At 53.5% G+C, this 16,468-nt stretch carries 14 protein-coding genes and 2 riboswitches; of the genes, 10 read left to right on the plus strand and 4 right to left on the minus strand.

The window, feature by feature from the left end; genetic code table 11:
* Window positions 1–76 precede the first annotated feature (76 nt).
* Window positions 77–1,555, plus strand: a complete 1,479-nt coding sequence (locus tag L103DPR2_RS11215; RefSeq protein WP_055361163.1) for an NAD-dependent succinate-semialdehyde dehydrogenase — start codon at window positions 77–79, stop codon at window positions 1,553–1,555.
* Between the two features lie 97 nt (window positions 1,556–1,652).
* Here the strand turns inward: L103DPR2_RS11215 and L103DPR2_RS11220 are convergent, their stop codons facing one another.
* Window positions 1,653–2,294, minus strand: coding sequence for a CoA transferase subunit B (locus tag L103DPR2_RS11220; protein WP_055361164.1), 642 nt, complete (start codon window positions 2,292–2,294; stop codon window positions 1,653–1,655).
* Window positions 2,295–2,296: 2 nt separating this feature from the next.
* On the minus strand, window positions 2,297–3,004 hold the full coding sequence (locus L103DPR2_RS11225) for a CoA transferase subunit A (protein WP_055361165.1): 708 nt from the start codon (window positions 3,002–3,004) through the stop codon (window positions 2,297–2,299).
* Window positions 3,005–3,084: 80 nt separating this feature from the next.
* On the opposite strand from L103DPR2_RS11225, the gene L103DPR2_RS11230 reads away from it, so the two are divergent.
* Window positions 3,085–3,687 carry a peroxidase-related enzyme gene (locus tag L103DPR2_RS11230; protein ID WP_055361166.1) on the plus strand — a complete coding sequence of 201 codons (603 nt, stop codon included), beginning with the start codon at window positions 3,085–3,087 and terminating at the stop codon, window positions 3,685–3,687.
* Window positions 3,688–3,710: 23 nt separating this feature from the next.
* On the opposite strand, the gene L103DPR2_RS11235 is transcribed toward L103DPR2_RS11230, so the two are convergent.
* On the minus strand, window positions 3,711–4,133 hold the full coding sequence (locus L103DPR2_RS11235) for an acyl-CoA thioesterase (RefSeq protein ID WP_055361167.1): 423 nt from the start codon (window positions 4,131–4,133) through the stop codon (window positions 3,711–3,713).
* 136 nt (window positions 4,134–4,269) lie between these two features.
* Between L103DPR2_RS11235 and L103DPR2_RS11240 the strand changes: the two genes are divergently transcribed.
* From L103DPR2_RS11240 to L103DPR2_RS11265, 6 genes are all read left to right on the plus strand, one after another.
* A complete protein-coding gene (locus tag L103DPR2_RS11240; RefSeq protein WP_055361168.1) occupies window positions 4,270–5,967 on the plus strand; it encodes an electron transfer flavoprotein-ubiquinone oxidoreductase in 1,698 nt (565 codons plus the stop codon).
* A 34-nt stretch (window positions 5,968–6,001) separates the two neighbouring features.
* Window positions 6,002–6,104: riboswitch (glycine riboswitch) on the plus strand.
* 17 nt (window positions 6,105–6,121) lie between these two features.
* A riboswitch (glycine riboswitch) is annotated at window positions 6,122–6,252 on the plus strand.
* A 14-nt stretch (window positions 6,253–6,266) separates the two neighbouring features.
* The gene (gcvT, locus tag L103DPR2_RS11245; RefSeq protein WP_197274949.1) at window positions 6,267–7,424 is read left to right on the plus strand and encodes a glycine cleavage system aminomethyltransferase GcvT; all 1,158 of its coding nucleotides are present in this window, start codon (window positions 6,267–6,269) and stop codon (window positions 7,422–7,424) included.
* A gap of 78 nt (window positions 7,425–7,502) precedes the next feature.
* Window positions 7,503–7,874 carry a glycine cleavage system protein GcvH gene (gene gcvH / locus L103DPR2_RS11250; protein ID WP_055361170.1) on the plus strand — a complete coding sequence of 124 codons (372 nt, stop codon included), beginning with the start codon at window positions 7,503–7,505 and terminating at the stop codon, window positions 7,872–7,874.
* Between the two features lie 59 nt (window positions 7,875–7,933).
* Complete coding sequence (gene gcvP, locus L103DPR2_RS11255) at window positions 7,934–10,837, plus strand: aminomethyl-transferring glycine dehydrogenase (RefSeq protein WP_055361171.1); 2,904 nt, start codon at window positions 7,934–7,936, stop codon at window positions 10,835–10,837.
* Window positions 10,834–11,319 (plus strand): GNAT family N-acetyltransferase, encoded by a 486-nt coding sequence (locus L103DPR2_RS11260; RefSeq protein WP_055361172.1) that lies wholly within the window; start codon window positions 10,834–10,836, stop codon window positions 11,317–11,319. The genes gcvP and L103DPR2_RS11260 overlap by 4 nt, the downstream gene beginning before the upstream one ends.
* Before the next feature lie 66 nt (window positions 11,320–11,385).
* A complete protein-coding gene (locus L103DPR2_RS11265; RefSeq protein WP_231717634.1) occupies window positions 11,386–13,290 on the plus strand; it encodes a B12-binding domain-containing radical SAM protein in 1,905 nt (634 codons plus the stop codon).
* 6 nt (window positions 13,291–13,296) lie between these two features.
* Here the strand turns inward: L103DPR2_RS11265 and L103DPR2_RS11270 are convergent, their stop codons facing one another.
* The gene (locus tag L103DPR2_RS11270) at window positions 13,297–13,812 is read right to left on the minus strand and encodes an RrF2 family transcriptional regulator (protein ID WP_055361174.1); all 516 of its coding nucleotides are present in this window, start codon (window positions 13,810–13,812) and stop codon (window positions 13,297–13,299) included.
* A 132-nt stretch (window positions 13,813–13,944) separates the two neighbouring features.
* Here L103DPR2_RS11270 and L103DPR2_RS11275 point away from each other — a divergent pair, with 132 nt between their 5' ends.
* Window positions 13,945–14,916, plus strand: a complete 972-nt coding sequence (locus L103DPR2_RS11275; protein ID WP_055361175.1) for a MerR family transcriptional regulator — start codon at window positions 13,945–13,947, stop codon at window positions 14,914–14,916.
* Window positions 14,917–14,922: 6 nt separating this feature from the next.
* Window positions 14,923–16,452, plus strand: coding sequence for a cryptochrome/deoxyribodipyrimidine photo-lyase family protein (locus L103DPR2_RS11280; RefSeq protein WP_055361176.1), 1,530 nt, complete (start codon window positions 14,923–14,925; stop codon window positions 16,450–16,452).
* The last annotated feature ends 16 nt before the right edge of the window (window positions 16,453–16,468 follow it).

Here is a 16,468-nt window from a genome sequence, read left to right on the forward strand (position 1 = left end):
CCTTACTTGGCCTAACTTTCCATTATAAGATTGCCGATGCTGCGAATCGCGCCTCAAAACTCTCTTGGAGACCCCTATGGACATGAAAACATCCCCTTTGGCCCTGTTGAAGGACCCCACCCTGCTCAAAACCGACGCATTGGTCAATGGCCAGTGGGTCAAAGGCAGCAGCCGTTTTGATGTCAATGACCCCGCCACAGGTGCCAAATTGGCCGATGTGGCCAACCTGGGCGCCCAAGATGCAGAGGCCGCCATTGCAGCGGCCAATGCCGCCCTGCCCGCCTGGCGCGGCAAAACCAGCAAAGAGCGCAGCATCTTGCTGCGCAAATGGTACGACTTACTGATGGCCAATGTCGAAGATTTGGGTCGCATCATGACTGCAGAACAAGGCAAGCCCTTTGCAGAAGCCAAGGGCGAAGTGATGTACGGCGCCAGCTTTGTAGAGTGGTATGCAGAAGAATCCAAACGCGTCAATGGCGAAACACTGCCCCAGTTTGACAACACACGTCGCCTCTTGGTCATCAAACAACCCATCGGCGTTTGTGCTGCCATCACGCCATGGAACTTCCCATTGGCCATGATCACTCGCAAGGTGGCGCCTGCATTGGCCGCCGGTTGCACCGTTGTCATCAAGCCAGCAGAGCTCACCCCTCTGACGGCTTTGGCCGCTGGTGAATTGGCCATGCGTGCTGGCATTCCCGCTGGTGTGATCAACTTGCTCACCGCCGATTCAGACAACAGCATTGCAGCCGGCAAGGTGTTCTGCTCTAGCGACATCGTGCGCCACATCAGCTTCACAGGCAGCACCGAAGTGGGTCGTATTTTGATGGCGCAATCGGCACCCACTGTGAAGAAACTCTCATTGGAATTAGGCGGCAATGCGCCCTTCATCGTGTTTGATGACGCCGACATCGATAGCGCTGTAGAAGGCGCTATGGCCAGCAAATACCGCAATGCAGGACAAACCTGCGTATGTGCCAATCGCATCTACGTGCAAGAGTCGGTGTACGACACCTTTGTGCAAAAGTTTGCCGCCAAAGTCAAAGCCTTGAAAGTGGGCAACGGTTTTGAAGAGGGTGTGGTGCAAGGCCCACTCATCGAACCCGCTGCTTTGGAAAAAGTCACACGTCACGTCGAAGATGCCAAAGCCAAAGGCGGTGTGGTGTTGGCAGGTGGCAAAGCTTTGAACGGTCAGTTCTTTGAACCCACCGTCATTGGCAATGCCACATCCGACATGCTGTGCGCGCGCGAAGAAACCTTCGGTCCCTTTGCACCGGTCTTCAAATTCAAAACAGAGCAAGAAGCCATAGCTGCCGCCAACAACACCGAGTTTGGCTTGGCCAGTTATTTCTACAGCCGCGATGTGGGCCGCATCTTCCGCGTCAGTGAAGGTTTGGAATACGGCATGGTGGGCATCAATGTGGGCATCATTGCCACTGAGCATGTGCCCTTTGGCGGCGTGAAGCAATCGGGCTTGGGCCGCGAGGGCTCACACCATGGCATGGAAGAGTACCTCGAGATGAAGTACTTGTGCATGGGCGATATTTTAAAGTGATAGAAATGCATCACCGCATCTCCACCAAGGAGATGTGACACCAACAAAAAAGCCGCTTCACAGCGGCTTTTTTGTTGGGAGAATTTTCTAATGGGGTTTAGAAAATTAGCTTCACACCCGTTTTACTTTGCAAAACTTCTTGCGTCACACCGGGGGCCATCTCCACAACCTTCAAACCTTCAGGCACAACATCCATCACAGCCAAATCAGTGATGATGCGATCCACAACGCCCACACCCGTTAAAGGCAATGTGCACTGGGGCAAGATTTTCAAATCTTCGGTGCCGTCTTTTTTCTTGGCCACGTGTTCCATCAAGATGATGACGCGCTTCACGCCCGCCACCAAGTCCATGGCGCCGCCCATGCCCTTGACCATCTTGCCTGGAATCATCCAGTTGGCCAGGTCGCCCTTTTCGCTCACTTGCATGGCGCCCAGGATGGACAAATTGATTTTGCCACCGCGAATCATCGCGAAGCTGTCATGACTGCCAAAGATGGAAGAGCCTTTGATGGTGGTCACTGTTTGTTTGCCCGCATTGATCAAGTCGGCGTCGACTTCATCTTCTGTGGGGAATGGGCCAATGCCCAGCATGCCGTTTTCAGATTGCAGCCACACTTCAATGTTGCTGGGCACATGGTTGGCCACCAAAGTGGGAATGCCAATGCCCAAGTTCACATAAAAGCCGTCTTGTAATTCGTGGGCAGCACGCGCCGCCATTTGGTCTTGATTCCAGCTCATGCTCAGACTCCTGCTTTCTCTGTGATGGTGCGTTTTTCAATGCGCTTTTCGGGGTGCTTGTTGAGCACCAAGCGATGAACATAAATGCCAGGCAAGTGAATTTGATCGGGCACCATGTCGCCGGTTTCCACAATCTCTTCAACTTCCACAATGCACACCTTGCCGGCCATGGCCACCGCAGGATTGAAGTTGCGCGCTGTTAGGCGAAATTGCAAGTTGCCTGATTTGTCGGCGCGCCATGCTTTCACCAAAGACACGTCAGGCACCAAAGCGCGCTCCATCACGTAAGTTTCGCCATCAAACTCACGCAGCTCTTTGCCATCTGCCACCACTGTGCCCACGCCTGTTTTGGTGAAGAAGGCTGGAATGCCCGCACCGCCGGCGCGCAGCTTTTCAGCCAGCGTGCCTTGGGGGGTGAATTCCAATTCCAATTCACCCGCCAAAAACTGACGCTCAAATTCTTTGTTCTCACCCACATAGGATGAAATCATTTTTTTAATCTGACGTGTTTCAAGCAACTTGCCCAAGCCAAAACCGTCGACACCCGCATTGTTCGAAATGGCGGTGAGGTTTTTGCATCCAGAGTCGCGCAGCGCATCAATCAGGGCTTCAGGGATACCGCAGAGGCCAAAGCCACCCACAGCAAGCAGTTGACCATCTGCCACGACGCCTTTCAGCGCCTCGGCCGCAGAGGGGAAAATCTTGTTCACAGGGCACTCCTAAGAGGGGAAAGACTTAAAACCCATAGTGTAATAGGTGAATAGAATCGGAAAACTGACAAGGATTGACCATGACCAGCACCGCCAAAGCCCAACGCTACCCCGTACCTGAGCTCAAAGATGTTCCCGAAGACATTCGCGCCAAGATTTTGGAGGTGCAAGAAAAGGCTGGTTTTGTGCCGCAAGTCTTTTTGGCTTTTGCGCGCAGACCCGCAGAGTGGCGCGCGTTCTTTGCTTACCATGACGCCCTCATGGTGCCCGAGTCTGTAGGTCGCACCAGCAACCTGACCAAAGGCGATCGCGAAATGATCGTCACCACCACCAGTGCGGCCAACAACTGTTTGTATTGCGTGGTGGCCCATGGCGCCATCCTGCGCATTTACGAAAAGAAGCCCTTGGTGGCCGATCAAGTGGCGGTCAACTATCGCAAAGCAGACATCTCACCGCGGCAGCGCGCCATGCTCGATTTCGCCATGAAGGTGTGTTTGCACAGCGACCAAATTGAAGATGCCGACTTTGCGCCTTTGCATGCGCATGGCTTAGACGACGAAGACATTTGGGACATTGCGGCCATTACAGCCTTCTTTGGTTTGTCCAACCGCATGGCCAGCTTCAGCAACATGATGCCCAATCCTGAGTTTTACTTGATGGGTCGCGTGCCCAAACAAAAATAACAGGCTCTCGGCGGCTTGCTTTTTCAGGGCGTCACGCGAGCCCTGATTTCGTCCGGCAAGTTCACGGCTTTTTGCAAAGGGAAATCCACCCAAATTGTGGTGGCGCCGCCTGCCGCGTAAATCACACCAGGCTTGTCCACCAGCTCCAAGGTGCACCAGCTCTCAAAAGTGGTGCGCGCAGGGTCGCTAACATACATTTTGGCCAGCACATTCCCTGGGTATTCCAGCTGTTTGTAGAAATTGCAAAAGGCATTCACGATGACGGGCCCCTGCCCTTGCGGATTAGGCTCGCAGCCAATCGACTGAAAATAATCAATGCGCACGGTTTCCAGATATCTAAAGTAAACCGTGTTGTTGACATGCCCCATGGCATCCATGTCACCCCACCGAATGGGGATGATCATTTCGTGAACTTTTTTCTTGATCTCTGGTATTTCAAATTTCATCGTTCATCTCGACTAATTGCATTGGCCTAAGTCATCATTTAGGTGACTTGATGAAGGCAGATTCTGCCTCTTCCACGCTTAAAATGGACAGATTGCCATATTTGGCCCCTAAATTTCAACTTGATGTGAGTCCACCATGACACCCGAAGAGATTTTGAATACACACGGTCCCCGCGAATCCATGGAATACGACGTGGTGATTGTGGGCGGTGGCCCAGCAGGTTTGTCAACGGCCATTCGCTTGAAGCAATTGGCCCAAGAAAAAGGCACGGAAGTTTCTGTGGTGGTGTTGGAAAAAGGTTCCGAGCCCGGCGCGCACATTTTGTCGGGCGCCATCATGGACCCCATTGCCCTGACTGAACTCTTTCCCAACTGGAAAGAAATGGGCGCCCCTTTAAATCAACCGGTCACGGAAGACATCTTCTTGATGACCACTGAAAACGGCGCCACACGCGTCCCCAATTTCGCCCTGCCACCCTGCTTTCACAACGATGGCAACTACATCATCAGCTTGGGCAACCTCACCCGCTGGTTAGGCGAACAAGCCGAAGCCTTGGGCGTGGAAATTTTCCCTGGCTTTACAGCGGCAGAAGTTTTGTACAACGCCGACGGCTCCGTCAAGGGTGTGGCCACTGGCAACATGGGTATCGGCAAAGATGGCGAGCCCACCGACAATTTCCAATTGGGCATGGAACTGCACGCCAAGTACACCGTGTTTGCCGAAGGTGCACGCGGCCATTTGGGCAAGCAAGTGATTGCCAAATTCAAATTGGACGATGGCAAAGATCCACAAAGCTACGGCATTGGCATCAAAGAACTTTGGGAAATTGACCCTGCACGTCACAAAGCTGGTTTGGCTTTGCACAGCGCCGGTTGGCCCTTAGACGAAAACACTTACGGCGGCTCTTTCTTGTATCACATGGAAGACAACAAAGTGGTGGTGGGTTTTGTGGTGGGCTTGGATTACACCAACCCTTGGCTCAGCCCCTTTGAAGAGTTCCAACGCTTCAAAACGCACCCCAACATCCGTTGGTACTTTGAAGGCGACGAGGCCAAAGGCATTGCGCCGGCCAAACGCATTTCTTATGGTGCGCGTGCCATTACGGCAGGCGGACTCTTGTCTTTGCCCAAAACAGTGTTCCCAGGTGGCGCCTTGGTAGGTTGCGATGCGGGGTATCTCAATGCCAGCCGCATCAAAGGAAGCCACGCAGCCATCAAGACTGGCATGTTGGCAGCCGAAGCGGCCTATGACGCATTGCAAGCTGGACGCGCGCATGACGAACTCAGCGCGTACCCAGAAGCTTTCGAGAACAGCTGGTTGCACACCGAGTTGAACAAGGCCCGCAACTTCAAGCAGTGGTTCAAAAAAGGCCGCACAGTGGGCACGCTCATGACCGGTGTGGAGCAATTTGTGTTGCGCGGCCATGTGCCCTGGACGCTTCGCCGTGCAGCGGCCGACCACACTTACCTCAAGCCTGCTGCCGAATGCCAACCCATTCAATATCCCAAGCCCGATGGCAAGCTCACGTTTGATCGATTGTCGAGTGTGTTCATCAGCAACACCAACCACGAAGAGAATCAACCAGCGCACCTCACCTTGAAGGACGCCAGCGTGCCGGTGGGCATCAACTTGGCCAAATTTGCAGGCCCCGAGGCGCGTTATTGCCCTGCTGGCGTTTACGAGTACGTCAAGAACGAAGACCAATCCGATCGCCTGCAAATCAATGCGCAAAACTGTGTGCATTGCAAAACCTGCGACATCAAAGATCCTACGCAAAACATCGTCTGGGTCACACCAGAAGGCGGTGGCGGACCCAACTACTCAGGCATGTAAAAAGTGCTGGCAGGTTCAAAAGACCTGTTTATAATTTGAGCCGTCAGGAGAGTGCAGGCTTGTAAAAGACTGCCACCGAAGGCGCAGGAAATTTTTATATTTCTGAACGCTCAGGTACCCAGGACTGACAAACGTTGTTAACTTTGTTTAGCAACGCATCCTCACTGGAGAGAGAGGGCGGACCATCCGGTCGAACCCTCCACCGAAGGCGCAACCCGCAGTGAGTCTTTCCCCCGAAAGACACAACCGGCGAATCGCTCAGGTAAAGCGGACAGCGAGGGCAACCCATGATTTCGGTCATGGTTTTACTTTGCCCTTGGAGAATTGAATTGTCCGCTGACACCGCTTTGCTCAACACCCCCCTTAATGCTTTGCACATCGAACTTGGCGCACGCATGGTGCCCTTTGCGGGCTACAGCATGCCTGTTCAATACCCCATGGGTTTGATGGCAGAGCACCATCACACACGCGCCGAAGCGGGCTTGTTTGATGTGTCGCACATGGGTCAATTGCGTTTGGTCGGTCCCGATGCTGCTGCGGCATTTGAATCCTTGATGCCTGTCGATGTAATCGATTTGCCAGTGGGCAAGCAGCGCTATGGCTTGCTGCTCACCGACGAAGGCACCATCATTGACGACTTGATGTTTGTGAACCGTGGCACCGATATTTTTGTGATTGTGAACGGTGCATGCAAAGCGGGCGACATTGCGCACATTCAAGCGCGCATTGGTTCGCGTTGCAAAGTCATTCCCATGCCCGAGCGCGCCCTCTTGGCTTTGCAAGGTCCTAAAGCGGTTGATGCTTTGTCACGCATGGTGCCAGGCGTTGAAAAGTTGGTGTTCATGACTGGCGCAGCGTTTGAATGGCAAGGTGCGGATCTGTTCATCACACGCTCTGGCTATACCGGTGAAGATGGCTTTGAAATTTCTGTCGGCAACACCGAAGTGGATGCGTTCGCCCGCGCTTTGTTAGCGCAAGTGGAAGTGAAGCCCATTGGTTTGGGTGCTCGCAATTCCCTGCGCCTCGAAGCGGGATTGTGTTTGTATGGCAACGACATCGACACCACCACCACACCCATCGAAGCAGGTCTCAACTGGGCCATTCAAAAAGTACGTCGCACAGGCGGCGCACGCGCTGGCTGTTTCCCTGGTGCCACCATCGTGTTGGGCCAATTGGATGGCACGCATCCCCTGACTCGCAAACGTGTGGGTTTGATTGCGCAAGAACGTGTGCCCGTTCGCGAACATGTGGAACTGCAAAGCTTGCAGGGCGTCAAGATCGGTGAAGTGTCCAGTGGTTTGCTAGGTCCCACCGCCAATGTGCCTGTGGCCATGGGGTATGTGGACGCAGCCAATGCTGCAATGGGCACGGTTGTGAATGCCATGGTGCGCGGCAAAGCTGTGCCCATGACGGTCAGTGCCATGCCTTTTGTTCCCAATCGTTATTACCGCGGCTAAATAGCACCCAACAATTGTGATCTGACCCCGATAATTAATGTTGATCTGACCCCAATTAATTTATTCAAGGAGAGAAAAATGAGTTTGAAGTACACCGAAGAGCACGAGTGGATCAAGGTTGAAGGCGATGTGGCCACTGTGGGCATTACGCACCATGCGCAAGACGCTTTGGGTGATGTGGTGTTTGTGGAGTTGCCAGAAGTTGGCAGTAGCTTTGAACAGAAAGCTGTGGCTGGCGTGGTCGAGTCTGTGAAGGCTGCAGCCGATGTGTACATGCCCATCAGCGGTGAAATTACAGAAGTGAACGAAGCCCTGCGTGAAGATCCCTCTTTGGCCAATACCGATCCCCTGGGTGCCGGTTGGTTCTTCAAAGTGAAGTTGTCAGATGCATCTCAAGTGAATGCGTTGTTGGACGAAACAGCGTACACAGCGTTTGCGGCATCCCACTGAAATCTGAATTGAAACTTTGTTGCTTGTATTGATCGAACTTTGCGTTTGAAAGCCCTACCATGTTGATGTCATCTGCCACCCCTTTAAGCCAACTCGAAAACGACAGTGAATTCATTGCACGCCACATTGGCATCAGTGAAGCAGATGAGCATCACATGTTGTCCGTCATTGGTGTGGCATCTAGGCGTGCTTTGATTGAAAGCATCGTGCCAGCTTCGATTGCGCGCAGCCAAGCCATGAAGTTGCCTGCGCCAGTGACTGAAGCCAGCGCATTGGCAGAGCTCAAAGCCATGGCGCAACAAAACAAGATTCTCAAAAGTTTCATTGGCCAGGGCTATTACGGCAATCACACACCCGGCGTGATCCTTCGCAACATTTTGGAAAACCCAGCCTGGTACACGGCCTACACGCCCTACCAAGCCGAGATCAGCCAAGGCCGCATGGAAGCTTTGGTGAATTTCCAAACCATGGTCTGCGATTTAACGGCCATGCCCATTGCCAATGCCTCCATGCTGGACGAAGCCACAGCAGCTGCCGAAGCCATGACCCTGGCCAAACGATCGGTCAAATCCAAAAGCAACAACATCATTGTGGCGGGCGATTGCCATCCGCAAACGATTGAGGTGATTCAAACACGTGCTGCGCCATTGGGCTTGAATGTGTTGGTGGGCTTTGCGCCTGAGTTGATGAAGCAACACGACTACTTTGCAGTGGTCGCGCAGTACCCTTCCACAGCGGGCATGATTCACGATTTGAAAGATGTCATTGCACAGGCCCACGCTGCGCAAGCCGCCTTTATCGTTGCCGCAGATTTGTTGGCCCTCACCTTGGTCACACCCCCCGGCGAATTGGATGCCGACATTGTGGTGGGCACCACCCAACGTTTTGGCATGCCCATGGGCGCCGGTGGCCCGCACGCAGCTTACCTTGCGTGTCGTGACGATTTCAAACGCTCCATGCCTGGCCGCTTGGTGGGCGTGAGTGTCGACGCACATGGCAACCCAGCCTATCGCTTGGCTTTGCAAACCCGCGAGCAACACATTCGCCGCGAAAAAGCCACCTCCAACATTTGCACGGCACAGGTCTTGCCCGCCGTGGTGGCCAGCATGTACGCTGTGTATCACGGTCCCGTCGGTTTGAAGCGCATCGCGCAACGCGTGGCCAGTTACACAGCCGTTTTGGCAGAGGGCTTAGAACAACTGGGTTGCAAATTGGCGCACAAATCTGCGTTCGACACTTTGCAAGTGATCACCGGCGCACGCACAGATGCCGTGTTACAAAAAGCCTTGCTCAAAGGCATGAACCTTCGCAAGCTCTCAGCCGACAGCATTGCCGTGTCTTTGGACGAAACCACAACGCGCAACGATATTGAAGCCCTTTGGTCTAGCTTTGCAGAAGGTGGCCAAGCCCTGCCCGACTGGACACCTTTTGAGAAGGGTCGCGCCAGCCTCATTCCTACTGGCTTGCGACGCACCAGTGCGTACCTCACGCACCCTGTGTTCAATCGTTATCACTCCGAAACAGGCATGCTGCGCTACATCCGCCAGTTGAGCGACAAAGATTTGGCCCTCGATCGCAGCATGATTCCGCTGGGCTCTTGCACCATGAAGCTCAATGCCACCAGCGAGATGATTCCCATCACGTGGCCTGAGTTTGCCAACGTGCACCCCTTCGCACCCGCCGATCAACTCAAGGGCTATGCCCTGCTAGATGAACAGCTACGCGAGTGGTTGTGCCAAGCCACCGGCTACGCAGGCATCAGCTTACAACCCAACGCAGGCTCACAAGGTGAATACGCTGGCTTGTTGGTCATCAAAGCTTTCCACGAAGCCAAGGGCCAAGGCCATCGCAACATCTGCCTCATCCCCTCCAGCGCCCACGGCACCAATCCCGCAAGCGCTCAAATGGCGGGTATGCAAGTGGTCGTGACGGCTTGCGATGCGCAAGGCAATGTCGACATGGCGGACCTCCAAGCCAAGTGTGAACAGCACAGCGCCAATTTGGCGGCGGTCATGATCACCTACCCCAGCACGCATGGTGTTTTTGAAACGCAAGTCAAAGCGCTGTGCGAACTGGTACACCAACACGGCGGCCGCGTTTATGTGGACGGCGCCAACATGAATGCGCTGGTGGGCGTTGCAGCGCCTGGCGAATTTGGCGGCGATGTGAGCCACCTCAACTTGCACAAAACATTCTGCATTCCGCACGGCGGTGGCGGCCCAGGTGTAGGCCCTGTTTGTGTGGTCGAAGATTTGGTCCCTTACCTGCCAGGTCATGCCACCGGCGGCTTGAAAGTCAACGGCGTAGGTGCTGTGTCTGCGGCGCCTTTGGGCAATGCTGCCGTGCTGCCCATCAGCTGGATGTATTGCCGCATGATGGGCGCAGAAGGTTTGAAGCACGCCACAGAAGCCGCCATCTTGGCTGCCAACTACATCAGCCAACGCCTGGCAGATCACTACCCAACGCTTTATGCCAGCGTCGGCGCCAACGGCAAAGCGGGTCACGTGGCCCACGAGTGCATTTTGGATTTGCGCGGCTTGAAAGAGACCAGCGGCGTGATGGCCGAAGACGTGGCCAAGCGCTTGATGGACTATGGCTTCCACGCACCGACACTTTCCTTCCCAGTGGCCAACACTCTCATGGTGGAACCAACCGAAAGCGAAACCCTGGAAGAGCTTGATCGCTTCATCGACGCCATGATTGCGATTCGCAACGAAGTGCGCCAAATTGAAAACGGCGATTGGCCACAAGACAACAACCCCCTCAAGCATGCACCGCACACAGCCGCCAGTTTGATGGCCGCAGATTGGAACCGTCCTTATTCGCGCGAAGTGGGTGCTGCGCAAGCAGGACGCCCATTGAGTAGCGTGAAGTACTGGCCGCAAGTGGGCCGTGTGGACAACGTTTACGGTGATCGCAACCTGTTCTGCAACTGCGTGCCCATGAGCGACTACGCCTCATGAGCACTTTACAAGTTCAACGCGTTGATTACCTCAACGAAAATGATGCAAAAGCACTGGTCTTTTTGCTCGACGCCTATGCGCAAGATCCGATGGGCGGCGGCGAGGCACTCAAGCAAGAGGCTACTGAGCGTTTGTGCGCAGACATGGCACGAATTCCAGGCGCTGCCAGTTTCATTGCTTGGTTAGACGGCCAACCCATTGGCCTGATCAATTGCTTTGAAGGCTACTCCACCTTCAAAGCCAAGCCCTTGCTCAACGTGCACGACATTGCCGTCTTGGACGGTCACCGTGGCCAGGGTGTTGGCCAAGCGCTGCTTCAAGCCGCCGAAGCCCATGCCCTTTCGCGAGGCTGCTGCAAGCTCACCCTGGAGGTTTTAAGTGGCAACGCACCAGCCATGCAAAGCTACAAACGCTTTGGTTTTGAACAATACGAACTCGATCCAGCTGCCGGACAAGCTCAATTCATGCAAAAGTGGCTGTAAAGTCACGGGTGCATGAACCCCTCACCGAATTCAAAGCCTTTTAGCGTCTTAAGCGTCATCCCCCCGATGACGCAGCTCAACACGCCCTACCCGTCGACGGCCTATCTGACGGGCTTTTTACGTTCGCGCGGGGTGGCTGCAACACAAGAAGATTTGGCCCTCAAGCTGGTCTTGAATTTGTTCACGCCACATGGCATGGCGCAAATTCGCGACAAAGCACTCTTGCTGCCAGAAGCCAAGCGCAGTGCCAGCGTTAATTTTTTCTTGGATTTCTTTGAGCGCTACGAAAACACCATCGCCCCCACCATTGCTTTCTTGCAAGGCAAGGACAGCACCCTCAGCCACCGCATTGCAGGCAGAGGCTTCTTGCCCGAAGGGCCACGCTTTACAGCGCTGGACGCTTACGACGATGGCGAATCAGCCGACCCCTTGGCCTGGGCCTTTGGCGCCCTAGGTCAACAAGACCGTGCACGCCATTTGGCCACTTTGTACTTGAACGACTTGGCCGATGTGCTGCGCGACGCCGTCGACAGCCGTTTTGAATTTGTGCGTTATGGTGAATCCTTGGCGGGCAGCCAGGCCACGTTTGAGCCTTTGGCTGAAGCCTTGGCCGCACCGTTGACATTGATGGACGAGACACTGCAAGCACTCACCCTGAAGGCCATTGAACAGCATCAGCCGTCTTTGGTTCTGCTGTCCGCGCCCTTTCCTGGCGCGGTCTATGCCGCATTCCGAATTGCGCAGTGCATCAAGCAGCATCACCCGCACATTCACATTGCACTGGGCGGTGGTTTTGTGAACACCGAACTGCGCGAACTTACAGAGCCTCGCGTGTTTGACTTCGTCGACTTTGTGACCTTAGATTCTGGCGAACGTCCTTTGTTGGCCTTGCTTGAACATTTGCAAGGTCAGCGTGCTACAGGACGTTTGGTCAGAACCTTTGTTCGCAAACCAGACACTGGCACCGTTCAATTGATGAACTGGTCAGAACCCGATGTGCCCTTCGAAGAAGTGGGCACCGCCACTTGGGATGGCTTGCCTTTGAACGACTACTTGTCTTTGCTCGACATGCTCAACCCCATGCACCGATTGTGGAGCGATGGTCGTTGGAACAAACTCACAGTTGCGCATGGTTGCTATTGGAAAAAATGCAGCTTCTGTGATGTCAGCCTCGACTACATCTCTCGCTACGAAACAGCTTCTGCCCAATTGCTGGTGGATCGAATTGAAACCATTGTGAAAGAAACCGGCCAAACAGGTTTTCACTTTGTCGACGAAGCCGCACCTCCCAAAGCCCTCAAAGCTTTGGCCGAAGAATTGATTCGCAGAAAGGTGCACATTTCTTGGTGGGGCAACATCCGATTTGAAAAAACCTTCACACCTGAATTGGCAGAATTGTTGGCCGAGAGTGGCTGCATCGCCATGTCGGGTGGCCTGGAAGTGGCCTCCGACCGCTTGCTCACGTTGATGAAAAAAGGCGTGTCAGTAGAACAGGTGGCGCAGGTCACGAAGGGCTTCTCAGAAGCAGGCATCTTGGTCCACGCCTACCTCATGTATGGCTTTCCAACCCAAACGGTGCAAGACACGGTGGATGCGTTGGAGTACGTGCGGCAGCTTTTTGAGAATGGCTGTATCCAAAGTGGCTTCTTCCATCGCTTTGCCTGTACCGTTCACTCCCCCGTGGGTTTGAATCCTGAAGACTACGGCATCGAATTGATTCCCTTGCCGCCTGTTTCATTTGGCAAGAACGACATTGGCTTCATTGATCGCACGGGTGTTGACCATGACCTACTTGGCCTTGGTTTGAAGAAAGCCATCTACAACTTCATGCATGGCATTGGCTTGGAAGAAGATGTGCGCACATGGTTTCAAGATGCACTGATGGAACATGCAGGCGGTAAAGCCCCCGCCTTCAAGATTCCCAAGAGCACCGTTTCACGCCGTAAAATTGAACAAGCCTTAGGGCACTGAAAAAATTCAAGCGTGCGTGAGTTGCATGAACTTCGACAGGTCGAACACCGAGTTGGGTGCAACCGGCATCAAGCCTTTGGGCAAGGGCTTGAAGTTGAACGGTAAATTGTTCACTTTTTGAACCTGCGAATTAGCGGGCACCGCACTGACCAGCGCACTCAATGAGAAGTTTTTCAAAAAGTCCTGTTCAATTCTCAAATACTCTTCGTACAAGAGATCAACTGCCACTGTCTCGGTACTGGGTCTCTTTTCGTGATCAGATGGGTCATTGATTTCGAAGCACTTCACAACGTCCCATGCCGTCAAGGTTTGCAAATCTCTCTTCAACTGGTAACCGCCGCCAGGTCCCCTTGAAGCTTGCAACAAGTCGTTTTGCTTCAAGACTTTGACCAAGCTTTCTGTGTAAGACACAGACAATTCTAGAAATTGGGCAATGCTGGCCACAGTGACCGACCTATGGGCCGGTGTTTGAGCGACATGGGCCATGGCCAAAATGCCTTGATGAGCGCGTTGACTGAGCATAGGACACCTTGTTTAGTTATTGAACAGCTTTAATTTAGCATATCTATTCAATATCTCAGAAATACGCTTAAAATATTCAATATTACCTACTCAATACTTATTCATAAAATATTTTCTGAACAGTCAGTTCCTATGAATCTCCACAAAATTGGTGCTGTTTCAAGTTTAAGCGGGGTTCCCACGCCAACCCTGCGCATTTGGGAGGCGCGCTACCAATGCTTCTCACCTTTGAAAACTGCCAGCCGACATCGCTTGTATTCAGACGATGACGTTCTCAAAGCCACGCTCATGAAAAGACTCACAGAGCAAGGGCACAGCGTGAGCCAAATTGCTCAGAGCAGTTTGCAGGAACTCAATCAACTGGTCCAACAACATCAAGGTCTGGGACAACAGGCCAACGCGGCCAACAGGTCAACACCTTTTGCCACAGTTGCCATCGTGGGGTTGCCTTTGGCCAGTCGAGTGGAATCCAAAAGATTCACAGAACAGATGGCCCCTACTCAGCTGCGTATCTCCGACATCTTTGGTTCGACTGAAGAGATGCTGCAGGCTCAGCTTCAAGAACAACCTGAATTGCTGCTCATTCAGTGCCACTCACTTCACGCAGGCGTGCAAGTGGACATCCGTCGCTTGGTCGACAAAAGCCAAGCCTCACACGTCATCGTGCTTTACAGTTTTGGGCAAGCACCTGTGATTGAAAGCTTGAAGCAGTGGGGCATGATTGTTCGCAGAGAGCCGCTGCCAGAGTCAGAGCTGAGTGAGTTGATATTGGCCACACTCAGGGTTGACTTGCCAAGCCCCATCAACCGGGGTGCTGAACATGCGGCGATTCCAGCTCGCAAATACGACGACATGGCCTTGATGCGCGTCACCGGCATCTCAACGCAAGTCTTGTGCGAATGCCCTAAGCACGTGGCCGAGCTGATCATGCAACTGGCCAGGTTTGAACAATACAGCCTCGATTGCCTGAACAAATCCAGTGAAGACGCACGCATTCATGCCCATCTGAGCGCCATTTCGGGTACGGCGCGCGCCATGTTTGAAGACGCCCTGGAAATGGTGGCACAGCACGAAGGCATTGACCTCCAGTCACTGGGAAATTAACGCCCCATGACTTGCCAAATCGTTTGGTTCAAGCGTGACTTGCGTTGGCAAGATCACGCTGCACTGGCACAAGCTGCCGCGCGTGGACCCGTTCGCTGCATTTACATTGTGGAACCTGGCTACTGGCAGCTCAACGATACAGCACTGCAGCACTTCGAATTCATTCGTGAATCATTGCAGGCTTTGAATTCGCATTTGCAGACCTTGGGCGGTTGCGTTGAAATTCACACAGGCGAAGCTGTTGACGTTTTTGATCGCCTACTGAAAGAGACGTCTTTCACAGAAATTCACTCGCACGAAGAAACGGGCAATGCATGGACTTATGCCAGAGACCTTCACGTTAAGGCTTGGTGCGAAACACATCGCATCCCGTGGCACGAGTATGCGCAATTTGGTGTGGTGAGACGCTTGAAAAATCGGAACCAGTGGCAAGCCGCATGGGAACAACACATGCAAGCACCGCAGGAAAAGCCCAAGGACATTCACTTTGCAAGCAAAGTCAACAGCTTGCCGTTTTCAATGCATGCGCCTGCGCATTTAAAACACAATCCCCTCCACCGTCAACGCGGCGGACGACCCTTGGCACTGGCAGTTTTGCGTAGCTTCTTGAATGCCCGAAGCTTAGGTTACCGAGGCGGCATTTCATCGCCCTTGTCTGCACCGGATGCCTGCTCGCGACTTTCGGCTTATCTGGCGTATGGCTGCATCAGCATGCGCGAAGTGGTGCAAATGACGCGCGCCCACATTGAAGAATTACCCCCGCAAGCCTCACGGCACCGGGCTGGTCTGCAGGCCTTCATGAGTCGCCTTTACTGGCATTGTCATTTCATTCAAAAGCTAGAAAGCGAGCCCGAGATTGAATGGCAAAACATGCACCGCGGCTATGACGGCTTGCGTGAAGAATCGTTCAACGAGGCATTTTTTGAAGCCCTCAAAAACGCCCAAACGGGGTGGCCCATGGTGGATGCTTCGGTCGTCATGCTGCGCGAGACAGGTTGGCTCAATTTTCGAATGCGGGCCATGCTGGTGTCAGTAGCAGCCTACCCCCTCTGGCTCCACTGGCAGCCAGTCGGAGAGTGGCTGGCCACTCAATTTTTAGATTACGAACCAGGCATTCACTGGAGTCAATTGCAAATGCAATCGGGCACGACAGGCATCAACACCACGCGCGTCTACAACCCCATCAAGCAAGCACAAGACCACGACCCGCAAGGGCTGTTTGTTCGGAGATGGCTACCAGCCATGCGCAATGTCCCAGACAGCTGGCTTTTTGAGCCCTGGAAAATGCCGGACAACGTTCGTCAGCCTAAAGGCACTGACGCCGCATCATCCATTCAAATCCACACACCCTTGGTGGACCTCAGTTCGGCGACCCGCAGTGCGAAAGAAAGATTGCACGCACTTCGCAAGAATGACAAAGTTCGAGCCGGCAAAAAGGCTGTGATCGACAAACACGCTTCGCGCAAAACTTTTTCAACACGCCGCACCAGCACCAAATCCCAAGCCGCCAGTTCGCAAATGGGCTTTGATTTTTAAAATAGAAATCGCCATC

The sequence above is a fragment of the Limnohabitans sp. 103DPR2 genome (genome assembly GCF_001412575.1).
Lineage (GTDB): Bacteria > Pseudomonadota > Gammaproteobacteria > Burkholderiales > Burkholderiaceae_C > Limnohabitans_A.